Source organism: Desulfovibrio sp. SGI.169, assembly GCF_050313595.1.
Taxonomy (GTDB): Bacteria; Desulfobacterota; Desulfovibrionia; order Desulfovibrionales; family Desulfovibrionaceae; genus Desulfovibrio.
Genome location: NZ_JBNPLS010000019.1, coordinates 1 through 15,479 on the forward strand (window position 1 = coordinate 1; position 15,479 = coordinate 15,479).

The 15,479-nt window shown below is 64.9% G+C and carries 12 protein-coding genes; 4 read left to right on the forward strand and 8 right to left on the reverse strand.

The window, feature by feature from the left end; all coding sequences use genetic code 11:
• The 7 genes from ACQRA4_RS09910 to ACQRA4_RS09940 all read right to left on the reverse strand — a co-directional run.
• Positions 1 to 625: ATP-binding cassette domain-containing protein (locus tag ACQRA4_RS09910; protein WP_427822915.1), on the reverse strand; the 625-nt coding region annotated here is incomplete at its 3' end.
• Positions 622 to 1,335 carry an ABC transporter permease gene (locus ACQRA4_RS09915; protein ID WP_427822916.1) on the reverse strand — a complete coding sequence of 238 codons (714 nt, stop codon included), beginning with the start codon at positions 1,333 to 1,335 and terminating at the stop codon, positions 622 to 624. The genes ACQRA4_RS09915 and ACQRA4_RS09910, both read right to left, overlap by 4 nt.
• Positions 1,336 to 1,490: 155 nt before the next feature.
• A complete protein-coding gene (locus ACQRA4_RS09920) occupies positions 1,491 to 2,318 on the reverse strand; it encodes a substrate-binding domain-containing protein (RefSeq protein ID WP_427822917.1) in 828 nt (275 codons plus the stop codon).
• Positions 2,319 to 2,386: 68 nt separating this feature from the next.
• Positions 2,387 to 4,837 (reverse strand): carbamoyltransferase HypF, encoded by a 2,451-nt coding sequence (gene hypF / locus ACQRA4_RS09925; protein WP_427822918.1) that lies wholly within the window; start codon positions 4,835 to 4,837, stop codon positions 2,387 to 2,389.
• Between the two features lie 298 nt (positions 4,838 to 5,135).
• On the reverse strand, positions 5,136 to 6,653 hold the full coding sequence (locus ACQRA4_RS09930; protein ID WP_427822919.1) for a flagellar hook protein FlgE: 1,518 nt from the start codon (positions 6,651 to 6,653) through the stop codon (positions 5,136 to 5,138).
• Positions 6,654 to 6,819: 166 nt separating this feature from the next.
• Positions 6,820 to 7,257, reverse strand: coding sequence for a rhodanese-like domain-containing protein (locus tag ACQRA4_RS09935; protein WP_427822920.1), 438 nt, complete (start codon positions 7,255 to 7,257; stop codon positions 6,820 to 6,822).
• A gap of 10 nt (positions 7,258 to 7,267) precedes the next feature.
• Positions 7,268 to 8,461 carry a pyridoxal phosphate-dependent aminotransferase gene (locus ACQRA4_RS09940; RefSeq protein WP_427822921.1) on the reverse strand — a complete coding sequence of 398 codons (1,194 nt, stop codon included), beginning with the start codon at positions 8,459 to 8,461 and terminating at the stop codon, positions 7,268 to 7,270.
• An 89-nt stretch (positions 8,462 to 8,550) separates the two neighbouring features.
• On the opposite strand from ACQRA4_RS09940, the gene ACQRA4_RS09945 reads away from it, so the two are divergent.
• The gene (locus tag ACQRA4_RS09945) at positions 8,551 to 8,979 is read left to right on the forward strand and encodes an MbtF (protein WP_427822922.1); all 429 of its coding nucleotides are present in this window, start codon (positions 8,551 to 8,553) and stop codon (positions 8,977 to 8,979) included.
• Positions 8,980 to 9,332: 353 nt separating this feature from the next.
• On the opposite strand, the gene ACQRA4_RS09950 is transcribed toward ACQRA4_RS09945, so the two are convergent.
• Entirely contained in the window at positions 9,333 to 11,072 is a 1,740-nt protein-coding gene (locus ACQRA4_RS09950; protein WP_427822923.1) for a 3-phosphoshikimate 1-carboxyvinyltransferase, read from the reverse strand.
• 407 nt (positions 11,073 to 11,479) lie between these two features.
• Between ACQRA4_RS09950 and aprB the strand changes: the two genes are divergently transcribed.
• The 3 genes from aprB to ACQRA4_RS09965 all read left to right on the forward strand — a co-directional run bounded on the left by aprB (position 11,480) and on the right by ACQRA4_RS09965 (position 15,478).
• Entirely contained in the window at positions 11,480 to 11,968 is a 489-nt protein-coding gene (gene aprB, locus ACQRA4_RS09955; RefSeq protein WP_427822924.1) for an adenylyl-sulfate reductase subunit beta, read from the forward strand.
• Positions 11,969 to 12,004: 36 nt separating this feature from the next.
• A complete protein-coding gene (gene aprA, locus ACQRA4_RS09960) occupies positions 12,005 to 13,993 on the forward strand; it encodes an adenylyl-sulfate reductase subunit alpha (protein WP_427822925.1) in 1,989 nt (662 codons plus the stop codon).
• A 249-nt stretch (positions 13,994 to 14,242) separates the two neighbouring features.
• Positions 14,243 to 15,478, forward strand: coding sequence for a CoB--CoM heterodisulfide reductase iron-sulfur subunit A family protein (locus tag ACQRA4_RS09965; protein ID WP_427822926.1), 1,236 nt, complete (start codon positions 14,243 to 14,245; stop codon positions 15,476 to 15,478).
• The last annotated feature ends 1 nt before the right edge of the window (position 15,479 follow it).

Below are 15,479 nucleotides of genomic sequence, written 5' to 3' on the forward strand. Positions count from 1 at the left end.
AAGCCCGTTCCAGCTCCAGGCGGCGCGCGTCCAGGCAGGCCAGCCAATCCAGATCATGGCTGGCGGCCACCACCGTTGTTCCGGCCAGGGCGGCCTGTCGCACGGCGGCCTCAATGGCCCTGGCGCTGGCCGCGTCCACGCTGGAGGTGGGCTCGTCCAGCAGCAGAACCAGAGGGCGCAGGATCAGCCGGGCGGCCAGGGCCACGCGCTGCCTCTCGCCGCCGGAAAGCGCCTTCCAGGAACGGCGCAGCATGTTCTTCCCCGGCGTGAAGCCCACGGCCAGCATGGCTTCCTCGGCGGCTTCGCGCAGATGGCGGCGGCGACCGCGCACACGCAGGCCATAGACCACATTTTCAAACACCGATGTTTTGAACAGGTAGGGTTCCTGCAGCAGCAGGCTGACTTCCTGACGGCGCGCGCGGCCCGGCGTGCCGTGAAAACGCAATTCGCCGGAGGCCGGTTCCTCCAGAAAGGCCAGCAGGCGCAGCAAGGTGCTCTTGCCCGCCCCATTGGGGCCGGTGAGGGCCAGCACCTCGCCGCGCGCGATGTTCAGTTCCGGCAGGCGCAGCACCGTGCGGCCCTCATAACGCTGGGTCAGCCCCCGGCACTGGTAGAGCGCGTTCACGCCCCGCCCCCTTTGCCGCCGCGCCCTCCCTGACGCAAGACCGCCAGCGCGAGGTTGACCACAAAGGCCATCAGAAGCAGCACCAGCCCCAGCGCGATGCCCTGGGCGAACTCGCCCTTGCCGGTTTCCAGAGCGATGGCCGTGGTCATGGTGCGGGTTTCGTAGCGGATATTGCCGCCCAGCATCATGGCGACGCCCACTTCGGTGATCACCCGGCCGAAAGCCGTGACGCAGACCATGCCGATTTCGTAGCGGGCTTCTTTCAGCGAACCCCAGGCCACCTGCGGGCCTGAAGCCCCCAGGGTCAGCAAGGTCTGGCGGCAGCGCGGGTCCAGCCCCTCCACGGACTGGGCCGTCCAGGATATCACGATGGGCAGCGCCAGCACGGCCTGACCGATGGCCATGCCCGGCAGGGTGAAAAGCAGGCCGTATTCGCCCAGCGGCCCCCGATAGGTGATGAAGGCGTAGACCAGCAGGCCGATGAGCACGGTGGGAAAGGCCAGCAGAGTGTCTGAGATGAGCCGCAGGCAGCGCTTGCCGGGGAAATCGCAGTAACCGAGCAGAAAGCCGCAGGGCAGCCCCAGAAGCATGGCCGCCGTCATGGCGCAGGCAGTGGAAAGCAATGTGGCCCTGATGGCGGACAATGTGGCCGCATCCATGTGCAGAAGCAGGGCAAAGGCCTGCATGAAGCCCTGGGAGAGGTAGTCCATAGCTGTATGCGCGCTCTGCGGGGCAGGCGCGTCTGATTTGCGTTCCGCAAGGCAGCCGTCGCCCAGCCGTCACAACCGGCCTTTTTCGGCGCTGGCCGCGTCAACCCTGTGCGGCGGGGGAAAGCGGAACCATGTTCCGCTTTCCCCTTCGTCATCTACTTTCCGGCATTGGGAAAGAACAGTTGCTTGCCTTCCAGCGTGTACTCGGCAATGCGGCGCTGGGTTTCAGGCTTTACCCACCAGTCTTCGAAGGCCAGGGCCAGTTCTCTGCTGACCTTGGGGCACTGGGCCGGATTGACCGTGATCACGCTGTACTGGTTGAACAGGGCCTTGTCGCCCTCCACCACGATAGCCAGAGGATTCTTTTCCCCCTGCTTGTTGGCGAACTTGATCCAGGTGCCACGGTCGGTGAGGGCGTAGCCATTCTTTTCAGCGGCCATATTCAGGGTGGCCATCATGCCCTGCCCGGCGGACACATACCAGGGTTCCCTGTCCGGCGAAAGGCTGGAGGCTTTCCAGAGCTTGAGCTCGGCCTTGTGCGTGCCGGACTGGTCGCCGCGGCTCACAAAGGGGCTCTTGTGCCCGGCAATGGCCCTGAGGGCCTCGGCCGTGGCCTTGCCCCTGACCTGGGCCGGGTCCTGAGCGGGGCCCACCAGTACGAAGTCATTGTACATGATCTGGCGGCGATCCACGCCGTGCCCGGCTTTGACAAACTCCATCTCGGCGGCGGGCGCGTGCACCAGCAGCACGTCGGCGTCACAGTTTTTGGCGATTTCCAGGGCCTTGCCCGTGCCCACGGCCACCCATTTGAGATCAATGCCGGTTTCGGCCTTGAAGGCGGGTTGCAGGTATTCCAGCAGACCGGAATCCTGAGTGCTGGTGGTGGTGGCCATCATCAGCCTCTTGTCCGCGGCGCGGGCCGCGGGCGGGCTCAGAACCAGACAGCATGCGGCGGCCAGGGCCGGAATGGAAAGGCGCTTCATGGGCGCGACCTCCTGTAATATGTTAAAGAAAACATAACTACAGTGCATAGCCGCGCGCGAGCGGCGCGTCAATGACCGCGGCGCAGCAACTGGCGGCCCCAGACGGCCTGCCCGAACGACAGACCCCCGTCGCCCGGCGGCAGTTCGTGATGCATGAGCGGGCTGAGCCCGCGTTCCGCCAGGGCTTGCGGCAGCAGACGCGCCAGCAGGCCGTTTTGCATGACCCCGCCGGAAAGCCCCACCTGATGCGCGCCGCTGGCGCGGGCCGCCCGCGCGGCCATATCCGCCAGAGATTGCGCCAGCGCGTCATGAAAACAGGCCGCGATGCGCCCCACGGGCTCCCCGGCGGCCTGGGCCCGGAGCGCATGACCGAAAAGGGCCGCGCTGTCCAGCTCCAGCAGGCCGCCCTTTTGCGCCAAAGGCACGGGCCAGGCCGGGCTGTCGCGCAACGCGGCTTCATCCGCGGCCGCTTCCAGGCGGACGGCCGCCTGGCCCTCATAGGTGGTGGCCGCGCAAAGCCCCAGTTGCGCGGCCACGGCGTCAAAAAGACGACCGCAGCTGGAGGTGGGCGGGCAGTTCAGGCCGCGCGCCAGCATTTCCCGCACGGCGACGGCGGCGGAGGCGTATGGGCCTTCCCAGGAAGCGGCCCGCGCCTCGCCCCCGGCCTGAAGCCGCAATGCCAGCGCCGTGCGCCAGGGCTCGCGAATGGCGGCCTCGCCGCCAGGCAGGGCAAAGGGGGAAAGACGCCCCAGGCGCTTCCAGGCCGGACGGGACAAATCCATCCAGAGCAGTTCCCCGCCCCAGATGGCGCCGTCGTCCCCCAGGCCCGTGCCGTCCAGGCAAAGAGCCAGAGCTGGCTGGCAGCAGCCATTTTCCGCCAGTACGGAAGCGGCGTGCGCCGCGTGGTGCTGGAGCCGCCAGAGGGGCAGGCCCTCGCGCGCGGCGCGGGCCTCGGCATAACGGGTGGAGAGAAAATCCGGGTGCAGGTCGCAGACAAGAGCGCGCGGCCGCACTTCCAGCAGCCGCTCCAGATGGTTCGCCACTTCCTCGTAAAAAGCCAGCGTGGCCGGATTTTTCAGGTCTCCGACATGCTGGCCCACAAAAGCTTCGCGCCCGCGTGTGAGGCAGATGGCGCTCTTGAGTTCGGCCCCGGCCCCCAGCACCGCCGGGTCAGAGGCTTTTTCGACCGGCGCGCCGTCCGGAGGCGGCAGAAAGACCGGTCGCGGCACATAGCCGCGCGCGCGCCGGAAAAAAAGCGGCTCCGCCGCCGGAGGGGCGGCCCCCGCAACGGGGGCTCCCTCGTCGTCGGCTGGCCGTGGCGGTCGCGGGGCCAGCGTGAGCACGCTGTCGTCCACGCGCACCAGAATGTCCCTGTCGTGCAGCAGCCAGGCGTCGGCCAGATGTCCCAGACGGGCCAGAGCCTCGCGGTTGCCCAGACAAAGCGGCTCACCGTGGGGATTGGCCGAGGTCATGACCAGCACCGGTGGCAGCTCCGCGCGCCGGCTCAGCCAGTCGAACAGGGCCGCGTGCAGGGGCGTGCAGGGCAGCATCAGGCCCACGGCGCGCGTGTCCGGCGCCACTTCCGGCGGCAGCGCGCCCGCCGCCCCCGCCGGAGCCGCGCGGCGCGGACAGAGCACAATGGGTTTTTCCGGGCTTTGCAGCAGGGCCGCATGCTCAGGCGTAAGTTCGCAGAGCGTGCGCGCCGTGGCCAAATCAGCCGTCATCAGGGCCAGGGGCTTGTGCGGACGGCTTTTGCGCCGCCGCAATTCCCGCAGCGCCCCGGCGTCGCGGGCGTCACAGGCCAGTTGGAAGCCGCCCAGCCCCTTGAGCGCCAGAATGCCGCCTTGCAGCAGAATCTGGCCGGCGCGGGCCAGCGCGTCGCGCTGATTGTTCCGCGTGGGGCCGGTGACGCCATCGCGGGCCGCGCTTTTGTCCACAAACCAGAGGCGCGGGCCGCAGACCGGGCAGGCCGTGGGCTGGGCGTGAAAGCGGCGGTCGGCGGGCGCGGCGTATTCCGCCGCGCAACGCGGGCAGAGCGGAAAACAGCTCATGGTGGTGGTGGCCCGGTCATAGGGAATGGCGCGGGTGATGGTGTAGCGCGGCCCGCAATTGGTGCAGTTGGTAAAGGCATAGCCGTAACGGCGGTTGGCCGGGTCGCGCATATCCGCGAGGCAGTCCGGGCAGACGCCCATATCCGGGCTGACCAGCACGCTGTGCCCGGCATGGCTGTGGCTGGGCACAATGGCGAAGGCCGTTTCGGCGGGCAGGGGCGGCAATTCCTCTTCATCCAGTCCCGTCAGCCGGGCCAGGGGGGGCAGCTCCGCCCGCAGGCGGCGGCCGAAGCGCGCCACCTCCTCCGGCGCGCCCTGCACCTCCATGCGCACGCCGTCCGAGGTATTGCCCACCGTGCCGGTAAGCCCCCCTTCCAGAGCCAGTCTGTAGACAAAAGGACGAAAGCCCACGCCCTGAACCTGCCCGGCGGCCACATAGGCCCGGCGCGTTATCTGTTTCATATCCATTATCGCACTGTAGACCAAAAGGGAAAAGTACGCCAGATAAGCAGAGCGTCGCGACAGGGCATGCGCCTCTGATTTGAGCCTGCCAGTCTGCCGTTTCGTCGCGAGGGCCGTCAAAACCCGTAACCTGTTTTTTAATGAGGTTTGAGCCTCGTGTCTGATTGCAAAAATTCCGCGCGGAATTCCGCACGGAATTTTTGCAAGACCGTTCGCGAAAAAACGTGGTTTTCGCTCACTCGCGGCGGCTGCGTCGCCGCAGAATCCTTACGGATTTTGCAGTGCCTGCTTTTGCAATCAGGCGCTAGCCGCGCTTCAGCTCCATAGCCTTCTGGAGCATCTGGTCCGCCGTGGTCACCACCTTGCTGTTGGACTGAAAACCGCGCTGAGTGATGATCATGTTGACCATTTCCGTAGCCATGTCCACATTGGATACTTCGATGTTATATGCGTTCACGGAACCGTAGTTTTCCGTGCCGGCCACGCCCATGTCCATCTGGCCGGCCTCGGCCGTGGCGGCAAAAAGATTGCCGCCCTCGCGGCGCAGGCCGTCCTCGCTGACAAAGCGGCAGACGGGAATCTGCCACAGGTTTTGATCCTGCCCGTTGGAATAGCGGCCCACCACCGTGCCGTCGGTTTTGACGGCGACAGTGCTCAGAATGCCTTCGCCGTAACCGTCCTGGGCATAGGCGCCGCGGGGCGCGGAGCTGTTGTAGAGCGTGCTGGCGCCTTCAGCCCGCACGGCGTCCGTGCCCATGGAGGGCAGCCTGGCCTGATCCGTGCCCACATCCGCCGCTGAAGCCGGGGCGTTCCGCCAGCCTCCGGCGGCGCTGATGCCGAAGTTCACGGCCATGGTCGCGCCGTCCAGAGTAAGTTGCGGCAGGCCCCCGTTCAGCTCGGCCGGTTGCCAGTCCGCCAGATCCTTGCTGCCTGCCGCGGCGGGCGTAAAGGCGGACATGCCCGTCAACCTGCCCGAAGCGTCGAATTGCAGCACGCCGCTCATCAGCAGGCCGTCGCCCGGTGAAGGCTCAAGGGCGTTGCCGTCGGCATCGGTCTTGCCCGCGGCGGAGGCTCCGGCGGCAATAAGAAATTCGATCATGGAGTCCGAAGCGCCGCCGGGCGCGCCGTCAAAATACGCCGTGACCGTATGGGCGTTGCCGTCGGCGTCGTAGAGCGTCATGCCCTGGGAATAATTGTAGGAACCGCTGGAAAGCGGCCTGGAGGCCGTGGCGTCATAGAGGTTCAGCAGGCTGAAATAGGGGTTGTCTTCACTCACGGCGTTGTCCTGACCCGAGTTCAGGTTCATGGTCAGATCCACCCGCGCCGTTCCCTTGCCCGGCATGACGCCGAATTTGTCGATCCTGACTTCCTGCAGGCCGCCCAGGCTGCCGTCTTCATTATATTTGTAGCCGTTGAGGGCCAGGCCGGTGGGGGTGCGCCAGACGCCCTCGTTGTCCGGGCGAAAATCGCCCGCCCTGGTATAGTAAAGGCTCACGCCGTCGGTCACCTGGAAAAAGCCCTTGCCGTTGATGGCCATGTCTGTGACCGTATTGCTGGACTCCATGGCCCCCTGGGTGAAGATGGTGCGCACCGTGTCCACCTGCACGCCCTTGCCGGTCTGGCCCAGGGCCACGCGCGAATCCTCCTGGTTGTTCCACCATTCGCCCATGCCGGCCTGGCCTGTGTAGATCAGGTCAGAGAACAGAATGCTCTGCTGCTTGTAGCCGATGGTGCTCACATTGGCCAGATTGTTGGTGGTCACCTGCATGCCCTGGCTCAGACCCTTCATGCCGGTGGCGCCGATATACAGTGCCGAATTCACGCTGCCGCCTCCTGAAACGGATTACCTTCAAGACCTGGCGTTCTTAAAGTTTTCCTGCCCGCAATCAAATGGGCGAAGAGGAAAAATATTCCTCTCCGCCCCGTAATAAAGCAGTATTCGTGCCAATGGCATCGCAATCCGGCGCGGCGGCGCGACCGGCCCGTCTCTATTTTTCCAGGGGCAGACCGTCCGCCTGCCAGGCCTCAATGCCCTGGTTCATATGCAATATGGTCTTGACCCCGGCCTTTTCCAGCGTTTCGGCGGCTTCGGCGGAGCGCCGCCCCGTGCGGCAGTAGAGCAGCACGGGCTGTTCCCTGGGCAGGGCCGCCGCCTCCAGATCAAAGCGACCGCCGAAAAAGTCCATATTGCGCGCGCCGGGCAGATGCCCCCGCCGAAACTCGTCAGGCGTGCGCACATCCAGAATCAGCAGGCCCTGTGGCGGAGACTGAAGCAGAGCCGCCGCTTCCCGCGTGCCGATGTCTCTGGCCCGGGCCGCGTCAGGCCAGGCATGAAGCAGAAGGCAGAACGCGGCGCAGAGCAGCGCGCGGGCCGGCAGGCCACGCGCAATGGCGCGGCCGGAAGTCGGAAAAGAATGCCGGAACATGGCCATGCCTTTACTTTTGGAAGGCCGCCAGCGCCTTGGCAAAGCCGTCGGCGGCGCTGCGTATCACGTTTTCGCCCACGCAGAAGGCCAGGCGGAAATAACCGGGGCAGCCGAAGCCCGATCCGGGCACGGCCAGCACGCGTTCTTCCAGCAGGCGATTGACAAAGGCCACGTCATCCCCGCCCGGCGCTTTGGGGAAAAAGTAGAACGCGCCCGCGGGCGTCTGAAAATCATAGCCGGCGTCGCGCAGCACTTCCGCCATGGCCTTGCGCCGTGACGCGTAAACGGAAAGGTCCACCTGGCTGCCCAGCGCCCTGGCCATGATGTGCTGGCCGATGACCGGCGGGTTGACAAAGCCCAGAATGCGGTTGGTCAGGGTCAGCCCGGCCATGAGTTCGGCCTTTTCCCGCAGGCGGGGCGAGAGGGCCACATAACCCACCCGTTCGCCGGGCAGGGAAAGATTTTTGGAAAAGGAGCTGATGGCCACGGCGTACGGGTAGAGGGGAAGCACCGAAGGCACTTCCGCGCCGTCATAGGCCAGAAAGCGGTACGGCTCGTCCGCCGCCAGCCAGATGGGCCGTCCGTATTCCTGACTCTTGTTTTCCAGAAGCTCGGCAAGGGCGGTGAGCTCTTTGCGGCTGTAGATGACGCCCGTGGGGTTGTGCGGGGAGTTGATGAGCACCACCCGCGTTTTTTCGCTGACGGCTTCCTCCAGAGCGGCGAGATCCGGGGCAAAGGTGTCCTTGCGGCTCATGACGGCCCTGAACGCGCCGCCGTGGTTGGCCGCATAAAAGCCGTATTCCACGAAATAGGGGGCAAAGCTGATCAACTCCTCGCCGGGATTGAGCACGGCCCGCAGAAAGGCGTTCAGCCCGCCCGCCGCGCCGCAGGTCAACAATACATCGTCAGCCGTGAGCCTGACGCCCTGCTCGGCGCTGAGGTGGGCGGCCAGCTTTTCGCGCAGCCAGGGGAAGCCGCCGTTGGGCATATAGCCGAAGGCAAAGGGCTCGCCCGCGTGCCCGGCGAAGTCGCGCAGCCCTTCGGCCACGGCGGGCGGCGCGGGCAGATCGGGGTTGCCCAGGCTGAAGTCATAGACATTTTCCGCGCCGTAGCGCGCCTTGAGCTGCCCCCCCGCCTCGAACATGCGGCGTATCCACGAAGCGTTGCCCAGATATCCGCTTACGCTGTCTGCAAGAATTGACATAGGAGACTCCTGCTGGTTGTTGTCTTCGTCATGAGTATTGGTTATAGCTTTGCTGAGATACAGAATGCAATCTCCACCGGAGGATACGAATGCGTCTGACCATATTCGCAAAAACGGCGCGATTCTTTGTGCCCTCGCTTTTCGCCGCTTTGCTGCTGCCCGCCTGCTCCGCCAAAGAAGCCGAGCGGGAACAGGGCATGTCCATTGTCGTCAGCTTGCGTGACGTGCACCGCTGTTCGCGCATTTCCCCTGAAATCGCCGTTGCCGACATGCCCGCCGGCACGCGGTCTTTTGACGTGCGCCTGGTGGAATACGGCGACGAAGAGCGTTTCTTCGGCGGCGGCTCCTGGCTCAATGACGGTTCGGGCGTCATCCCTGAAGGCGGCCTTACCCGCCATTATCGCGGCCCCTGCCCCCCGGCGGGCGAAAGCCGGGACTACGCCTTTGTGGTTTCAGCCATGGGCAAGGACAGCATGCAGCCTCTGGCCGTGCGGCTCTATCGTTTTACTCAGGAATAGGCCCCGCGTCCATGCCTTTCGCAACAGGAACCCCGCCCGATCAGTCCGGCGGGGTTCCTGTTTTATGCCGGCGTCGCGCAAAGGCAGACCGAACAGGCGCGCCCGCCGGCATGGCGGCGCGCATAAGCTCCGTCCGTCCGTTCACGCCGTCGCGGGCGCGTTTTTCTGCAAGCGGCGGCGCTGTGGCGGCAGTGGCCTTTGCCAGCGCCTGCTTGCAAAAGCAGACACCACAAAATCCGTAGGGATTTCGCGGCGGCGCGGCCGGGTTCATTCACGAAAAACCACGTTTTTTTCACGAACGATCCCGCAAAAATTCTTCGCGGAGTTCCGCGCGGAATTTTTGCAATTAGACGCTAGTCTTCCTTGAGTTCCGGCGGCACGGCCACGGCCGTGGTGATGATCCGCCGCCGCGCGGGGGCCGCCGCCGTGTTGCCGGCGGCGGTTTTTCTGGTCGCCGGTTCGGGCAGGGCGTTATACAGGTTCCAGAAGGCCGGGTACAGGCTGGTCATGATGCCGGGGTTGCCCAGGCGGAAACCCTGGCTGCCCGCGCCGCGCGCGCAGGCGGCCAGGGCCAGGGCCAGGGCCCAGAGTGGCGAGGGGGCGTTCCAGGCTTGCGCGGCATTTTGTCGCGCGTCTTCTTGCGCTATTTTGCACAAGCCGCCCTCCTCCTTCCGCTCCAGACCCACGGCATGGAGAAAGCTGGTCACGTCATTCATATCCGCGCCGGGCAGATCGGGCAGACTCGCCTCGCCGTCGCGCAAGGCCGCGCAGGCGGCCAGGGCCGCGGGCAACGGCGTCCAGCCCGCGGGCAGTTCGGCCAGAAGCCCGGCGGGCAGGGTCGTGAGCAAGGCGCGCTTCAGGGGCGCGGCGGCCCGGGCGCGTACCGCGCCGTCCCGTCCGTTCTCTCCGGCCTGTTCGCGGCGCAGATCCAGGCCCAGAGCCTGAAGCAGCTCCCAGGCGGCCTGAGTTCCCGGCCATTGCGGCCAATCGCCGTTCAGGCGCGTCTCGCCGGAGAGCGCCAGAGGCAGCGCCAGCAAAAAGACGGCCAGTTCCGGCTCCAGGGGCAGCCGGGGCCGCGCGGGCAGGCGGAGAGGGGTGGGAGCAACCCGCACGCGGCCTTCCGTCACGCTGATGTCCGCGCCCGCGGCGCGCAGAATGGGCGACACGCGGGCCAGAATCAAGCGCCGTTGCGGGTGCGCCGCCAGATCCAGCGTCAGGGGGCGTTCATAGAAGGGCGCGGCCAGCAAAACGCCCTCGGCCAGCTCTGCCGGCACATCGGCGGGCAGAGCCGCGACATCGGGCAGAATGCCGGAGCATTCCAGCCGCGCGGGCAGGCCGTCGCTTTTGGGAACCACATGAACGAGCCGCGCGCCCAGCTGGGGCAGAAAACGCCGCACGGCGGAGAAATCGGCCAGCTTGAGGCTGCTTTCGCCAGTGAACTTGGCCCGCGAGGGACGGCCCAGATAATGGCCCAGAAGCAGAAAGAAATTCCAGGCGCTGTCGCCCACGTGCAGCACCTTGTCCGGCGCGCCCGCGGGCGTTGTTTCGCGGGCGGTGACGCCGTCTTCCTCACGATTGAGAGCGGCGCCGAGTTGATTGAGCGCTTTTACGCAGTCCACGACAGGGTCGTTCATCAGGCAGGGCTCAATGCGCACGGCCTGGCCCGAAGCGGCGGCCAGCATGAGCCAGGCGCGCGTGGCCCGGCAGGCCAGGGGCGCGGGCATGGTCAGGCGCGCGGGCCTGAGCGGCGGAGCCAGATTGAAGGCCGGGCGGCGTTCCGGGCCGTCGGCCTGCCTGTCCGCGCCTTCTCCTTCATCGCGCTGGGCATTGGGGCGGGGCAGAAACTCCACTTCCTGCATCAGTGAGAAAAAGCGGCTTGAAAGACGGGCGTCGCGGCTGACGCGGGAGACGGCGGCCTCCCATGATTCACGCAGGGCCTTTTCCTCGGTCGGTTCCAGAAAGCCCTTGCTGTTGTGCATGCGCGCCAGTAGATTGTGGCGGCGCAGCAGCAGGTGCAGGATGTCGCGGTCGATGTTGCTGACCACCTCCCGCAAGGGGCGGCGGGGGCGGCTGTCGTGGGATTGCTCGGTCATGCTCAGTCCTCTGCGGGAAACGCGCGCGGCGGGTTTTTGTCTGCGCAAGCCTGTTAGCCCGAAATGCGTTCGCTGGCAAGCGGCGGCGGGCCGCCCGACGGGAGCGGACACATATTTTTGACCGACAAGGCGGGAAAAAATGACAGGGGGCTTTACGCGACCTCTTTTTGCAACTATGCTTCAAACGTTGCAAATCAATACCGTTCGGGAGGCGGGCCTGTAAAGAACCCGCGAAATTTTGCAAAAGGGGCTTGACGCAAACCACACTTGCTTGTTACTAAATGCGCAAGCCATGCGCCCCCACTTTTTCAAGGCGCGCGACTGACTGGCGTGCCGGCAAGGGTCGCACACGCCTCGCCGTGGGCTTGGCGAACTGTTTTTAACACTTTAAGAGTTGGAGGATACGTATGCCGACGTTTGTCGATCCGTCCAAATGCGACGGCTGCAAGGGTGGCGAAAAGACGGCCTGCATGTACATTTGCCCCAACGACCTGATGATCCTCGATCCTGAGGAAATGAAGGCCTACAACCAGGAACCCGACGCGTGCTGGGAATGCTATTCCTGCGTGAAAATCTGCCCCCAGGGCGCCATTACGGCCCGTCCCTACGCGGACTTCGCGCCCATGGGCGGCACCTGTATCCCCATGCGCTCGGCCGACTCCATCATGTGGACGGTCAAGTTCCGCAACGGCAGCGTGAAACGCTTCAAGTTCCCCATTCGCACCACGCCCGAAGGCTCCATCAAGCCCTTTGAAGGTCGTCCCGAAGGCGCCAGCCTGGAAGATGAACTGCTGTTCACCGAACAGACCCTGGCCACTCCCAAGGAAGTTCTGGGCAAGAAGTTCGACGTGTCCGAAGCCGACAAGGTCTTCACCTGCATGGAACACGGTCGTTAAGCCGCTTCAACCGCTAGTGCGATAAGGAGAAACATTATGCCGATGATTCCCGTTAAGGAAGCGAACAAGGGCGTAGCCATCAGCGAACCCGAAGTGAAAGAACATGCGGTTGACCTGCTCATCGTGGGCGGCGGCATGGGCGCTTGCGGCGTCGCTTATGAAGCCGTGCGCTGGGGCGACAAGCACGGCCTGAAAATCATGCTCTGCGACAAAGCCGCGCTGGAACGCTCCGGCGCCGTGGCGCAGGGCCTCTCCGCCATCAACACCTATCTGGGCGAAAACAGCGCCGACGATTATGTGCGCATGGTTCGCACCGACCTCATGGGCCTGGTGCGCGAAGACCTGATCTTCGACGTGGGCCGCCATGTGGACGACTCCGTGCATCTGTTTGAAGACTGGGGCCTGCCCTGCTGGATCAAGGCCGACGACGGCCACAACCTGAACGGCGCCGCCGCCAAGGCCGCCGGCAAGTCCCTGCGCAAGGGCGACAAACCCGTGCGTTCCGGTCGCTGGCAGATCATGATCAACGGCGAGTCCTACAAGTGCATCGTGGCCGAAGCGGCCAAGAACGCTCTGGGCGAAGACCGGATCATGGAACGCATCTTCATCGTGAAGCTGCTGCTCGACAAGAATACCCCCAACCGCATCGCGGGCGCCGTGGGCTTCAACCTGCGCGCCAACGAAGTGCACATCTTCAAGGCCAACGCCATCATGGTGGCCGCCGGCGGCGCGGTGAACGTGTACCGCCCCCGCTCCACCGGCGAAGGCATGGGCCGCGCCTGGTATCCCGTGTGGAACGCCGGCTCCACCTACACCATGTGCGCTCAGGTCGGCGCCGAGATGACCATGATGGAAAACCGCTTCGTGCCCGCCCGCTTCAAGGACGGTTACGGCCCGGTGGGCGCCTGGTTCCTGCTGTTCAAGGCCAAGGCCACCAACTCCAAGGGCGAAGACTATTGCGCCACCAACAAGGCCATGCTGAAGCCCTACGAGGATCGCGGCTACGCCAAGGGCCACGTCATCCCCACCTGCCTGCGCAACCACATGATGCTGCGCGAAATGCGCGAAGGCCGCGGCCCCATCTACATGGACACCAAGACCGCCCTGCTGAACACCTTCGCCACCCTGAACGAGGAAGAGCAGAAAGACCTTGAGTCCGAAGCCTGGGAAGACTTCCTCGACATGTGCGTGGGTCAGGCCAACCTGTGGGCCGCCACCAACACCGCCCCTGAGGAACGCGGTTCCGAAATCATGCCCACCGAGCCTTATCTGCTCGGTTCGCACTCCGGCTGCTGCGGCATCTGGGTGTCCGGCCCGGACGAAGCCTGGGTGCCCGACGACTACAAGGTGAAAGCCTCTAACGGCAAGGTCTACAACCGCATGACCACCGTGGAGGGCCTGTTCACCTGCGCCGACGGCGTGGGCGCTTCCGGTCACAAGTTCTCCTCCGGTTCGCACGCCGAGGGCCGCATCGCCGGCAAGCAGATGGTGCGCTGGTGCGTGGATCACAAGGACTTTGCGCCTGCCTTCAAGGAAAGCGCCGACGAGCTGAAAAAGCTCATCTACCGTCCTTACTACAACTACCTGGCAGGCAAGGACGCCTCCACCGATCCGGTGGTGAACCCCAACTACATCACGCCCAAAAACTTCATGATGCGCCTTGTCAAGTGCACCGATGAATACGGCGGCGGTGTGGGCACCTACTACACCACCTCCAAGGCTCTGCTCGACACGGGCTTCGACCTGCTGGGCATGATGGAAGAAGACTCCCAGAAGCTGGCCGCCCGTGACCTGCACGAGCTGCTGCGCTGCTGGGAAAACTACCATCGCCTCTGGACCGTGCGCCTGCACATGCAGCACATCGCCTTCCGTGAGGAATCCCGCTATCCCGGCTTCTACTATCGCGCCGACTTCATGGGTCTGGACGACAGCAAGTGGAAGTGCTTCGTGAACTCCAAGTACGATCCCGCCACCGGCGAGACCAAGATATTCAAGAAGCCCTACTACCAGATCATCCCCGACTAGTCGGCGGTACTGACCATCAGGGGGCGGCCTTCGGGCCGCCCCCGCCCCTTGCCGGTGTTCCGGCGCGCAAGGCCGTCAGGGCAGGCGGCGCATGCCGTTGCGGGCGGTCGCGCGGGTTTTGTGGCGCGGCTTGCTTTTTCGGAGCCGGCATCTGTCAGGGTTGGCCTTTTGCGGTCCGCCCTCTTTTTTCCCGCGGCGGGAGGCCGGTCTTCCTTCTTCAGCCGCTAACAACGCAGGAGGATATCCAGGATGTCCAATGCCATTCTCGTCGTGGGCGGCGGCTTTTCAGGCCTTACAGCCGCCATTGAAGCGGCGGAACTGGGCCGCGACGTCTATATCGTCGAAAAGTCGCCCTGGCTCGGCGGCCGCGTGGCTCAGCTCAACAAATATTTCCCCAAACTCTGTCCCCCCTCCTGCGGCTTGGAGATTCAGTTCCAGCGCATCAGGAAAAATCCGCGCGTCAAGTGCTTCACCCTGGCCGAAGTTGTCGGGCTTACGGGCAGCAAGGGCGACTACAGCGTGCGGGTCCGCCTGAGCCCGCGCCGCACCGCGCCCCACAATGTGGACTTCAGCCTGCTGGCCTCCACGCTGGAGGGCGAAAGCCCCAGCGAATTTGATCTGGGGCTTTGCGGGCGCAAGGGGCTGTACAAGGCCATGCCTTTCGCCTTCCCCGGCCGCTATGTGCTGGACCCGGCCACCCTGTCCAAATCCGACGCGGCGCGGGTGGCGGGCAACAGATTTCTCAATCTCACAGAAAAAGAGCGCGAAATCGAGCTGAACGTGGGCGCCATTGTGGTGGCCACGGGCTGGAAGCCCTATGACGTGACCCGGCTGACCAATCTGGGCGCGGGTTCGGTGAAAAACTGCATCTCCAACATGCAGATGGAGCGCCTGGCTTCGCCGTCTGGCCCCACTGGCGGGCGCATCGTCCGGCCTTCGGACGGCCGCGCGCCGCGCCGCGTTGCTTTTGTGCAATGCGCGGGTTCGCGTGACCAGAATCACCTGAATTACTGTTCCTACATCTGCTGTATGGCCACGCTCAAACAATGCCTGTATCTGGCCGAACAGAATCCGGAAAGCCTGGTCACTGTCCATTACATTGATCTGCGCGCGCCGGGCCGCTATGTGAAGGTGCTGGAAAAGGTCAAGGCCCTGCCCAATGTGCGTTTTGTCAAGGGCAAGGTGGCCGACGCGGTTCAGGCCGAAGGCGACAGGGTGCGCGTCACTGTGGAAGACGCCGTGCGCGGCGAAAAGCTCACTCTGGAGTATGATCTTGTGGTGCTGGCCACAGGCATGCAGCCCTCGCTGGCTGGCGAAAATCCCCCGCTGCCCGTGCCGCTGGATGAAGACGGCTTCATTGCTGGCGGCGAGGAGGCCGGCATTTTCGCCGCCGGTTGCGCGCGCATGCCTCTGGATGTGACGCGCTCGGCGCAGTCCGGCACAGCCGCCGCCCTGAAGGCGGTACAAACGGTGAAAGGGAGGTAGG

Excerpts from the sequence above, each read along its gene's own strand:
- ACQRA4_RS09915 (WP_427822916.1), bottom strand. The coding sequence starts at position 1,335 with ATGGACTACCTCTCCCAGGGCTTCATGCAGGCCTTTGCCCTGCTTCTG.
- ACQRA4_RS09920 (WP_427822917.1), bottom strand. The coding sequence starts at position 2,318 with ATGAAGCGCCTTTCCATTCCGGCCCTGGCCGCCGCATGCTGTCTGGTT.
- hypF (WP_427822918.1), bottom strand. The coding sequence starts at position 4,837 with ATGGATATGAAACAGATAACGCGCCGGGCCTATGTGGCCGCCGGGCAG.
- ACQRA4_RS09935 (WP_427822920.1), bottom strand. The coding sequence starts at position 7,257 with ATGTTCCGGCATTCTTTTCCGACTTCCGGCCGCGCCATTGCGCGTGGC.
- ACQRA4_RS09940 (WP_427822921.1), bottom strand. The coding sequence starts at position 8,461 with ATGTCAATTCTTGCAGACAGCGTAAGCGGATATCTGGGCAACGCTTCG.
- ACQRA4_RS09945 (WP_427822922.1), top strand. The coding sequence starts at position 8,551 with ATGCGTCTGACCATATTCGCAAAAACGGCGCGATTCTTTGTGCCCTCG.
- ACQRA4_RS09950 (WP_427822923.1), bottom strand. The coding sequence starts at position 11,072 with ATGACCGAGCAATCCCACGACAGCCGCCCCCGCCGCCCCTTGCGGGAG.
- aprB (WP_427822924.1), top strand. The coding sequence starts at position 11,480 with ATGCCGACGTTTGTCGATCCGTCCAAATGCGACGGCTGCAAGGGTGGC.
- aprA (WP_427822925.1), top strand. The coding sequence starts at position 12,005 with ATGCCGATGATTCCCGTTAAGGAAGCGAACAAGGGCGTAGCCATCAGC.
- ACQRA4_RS09965 (WP_427822926.1), top strand. The coding sequence starts at position 14,243 with ATGTCCAATGCCATTCTCGTCGTGGGCGGCGGCTTTTCAGGCCTTACA.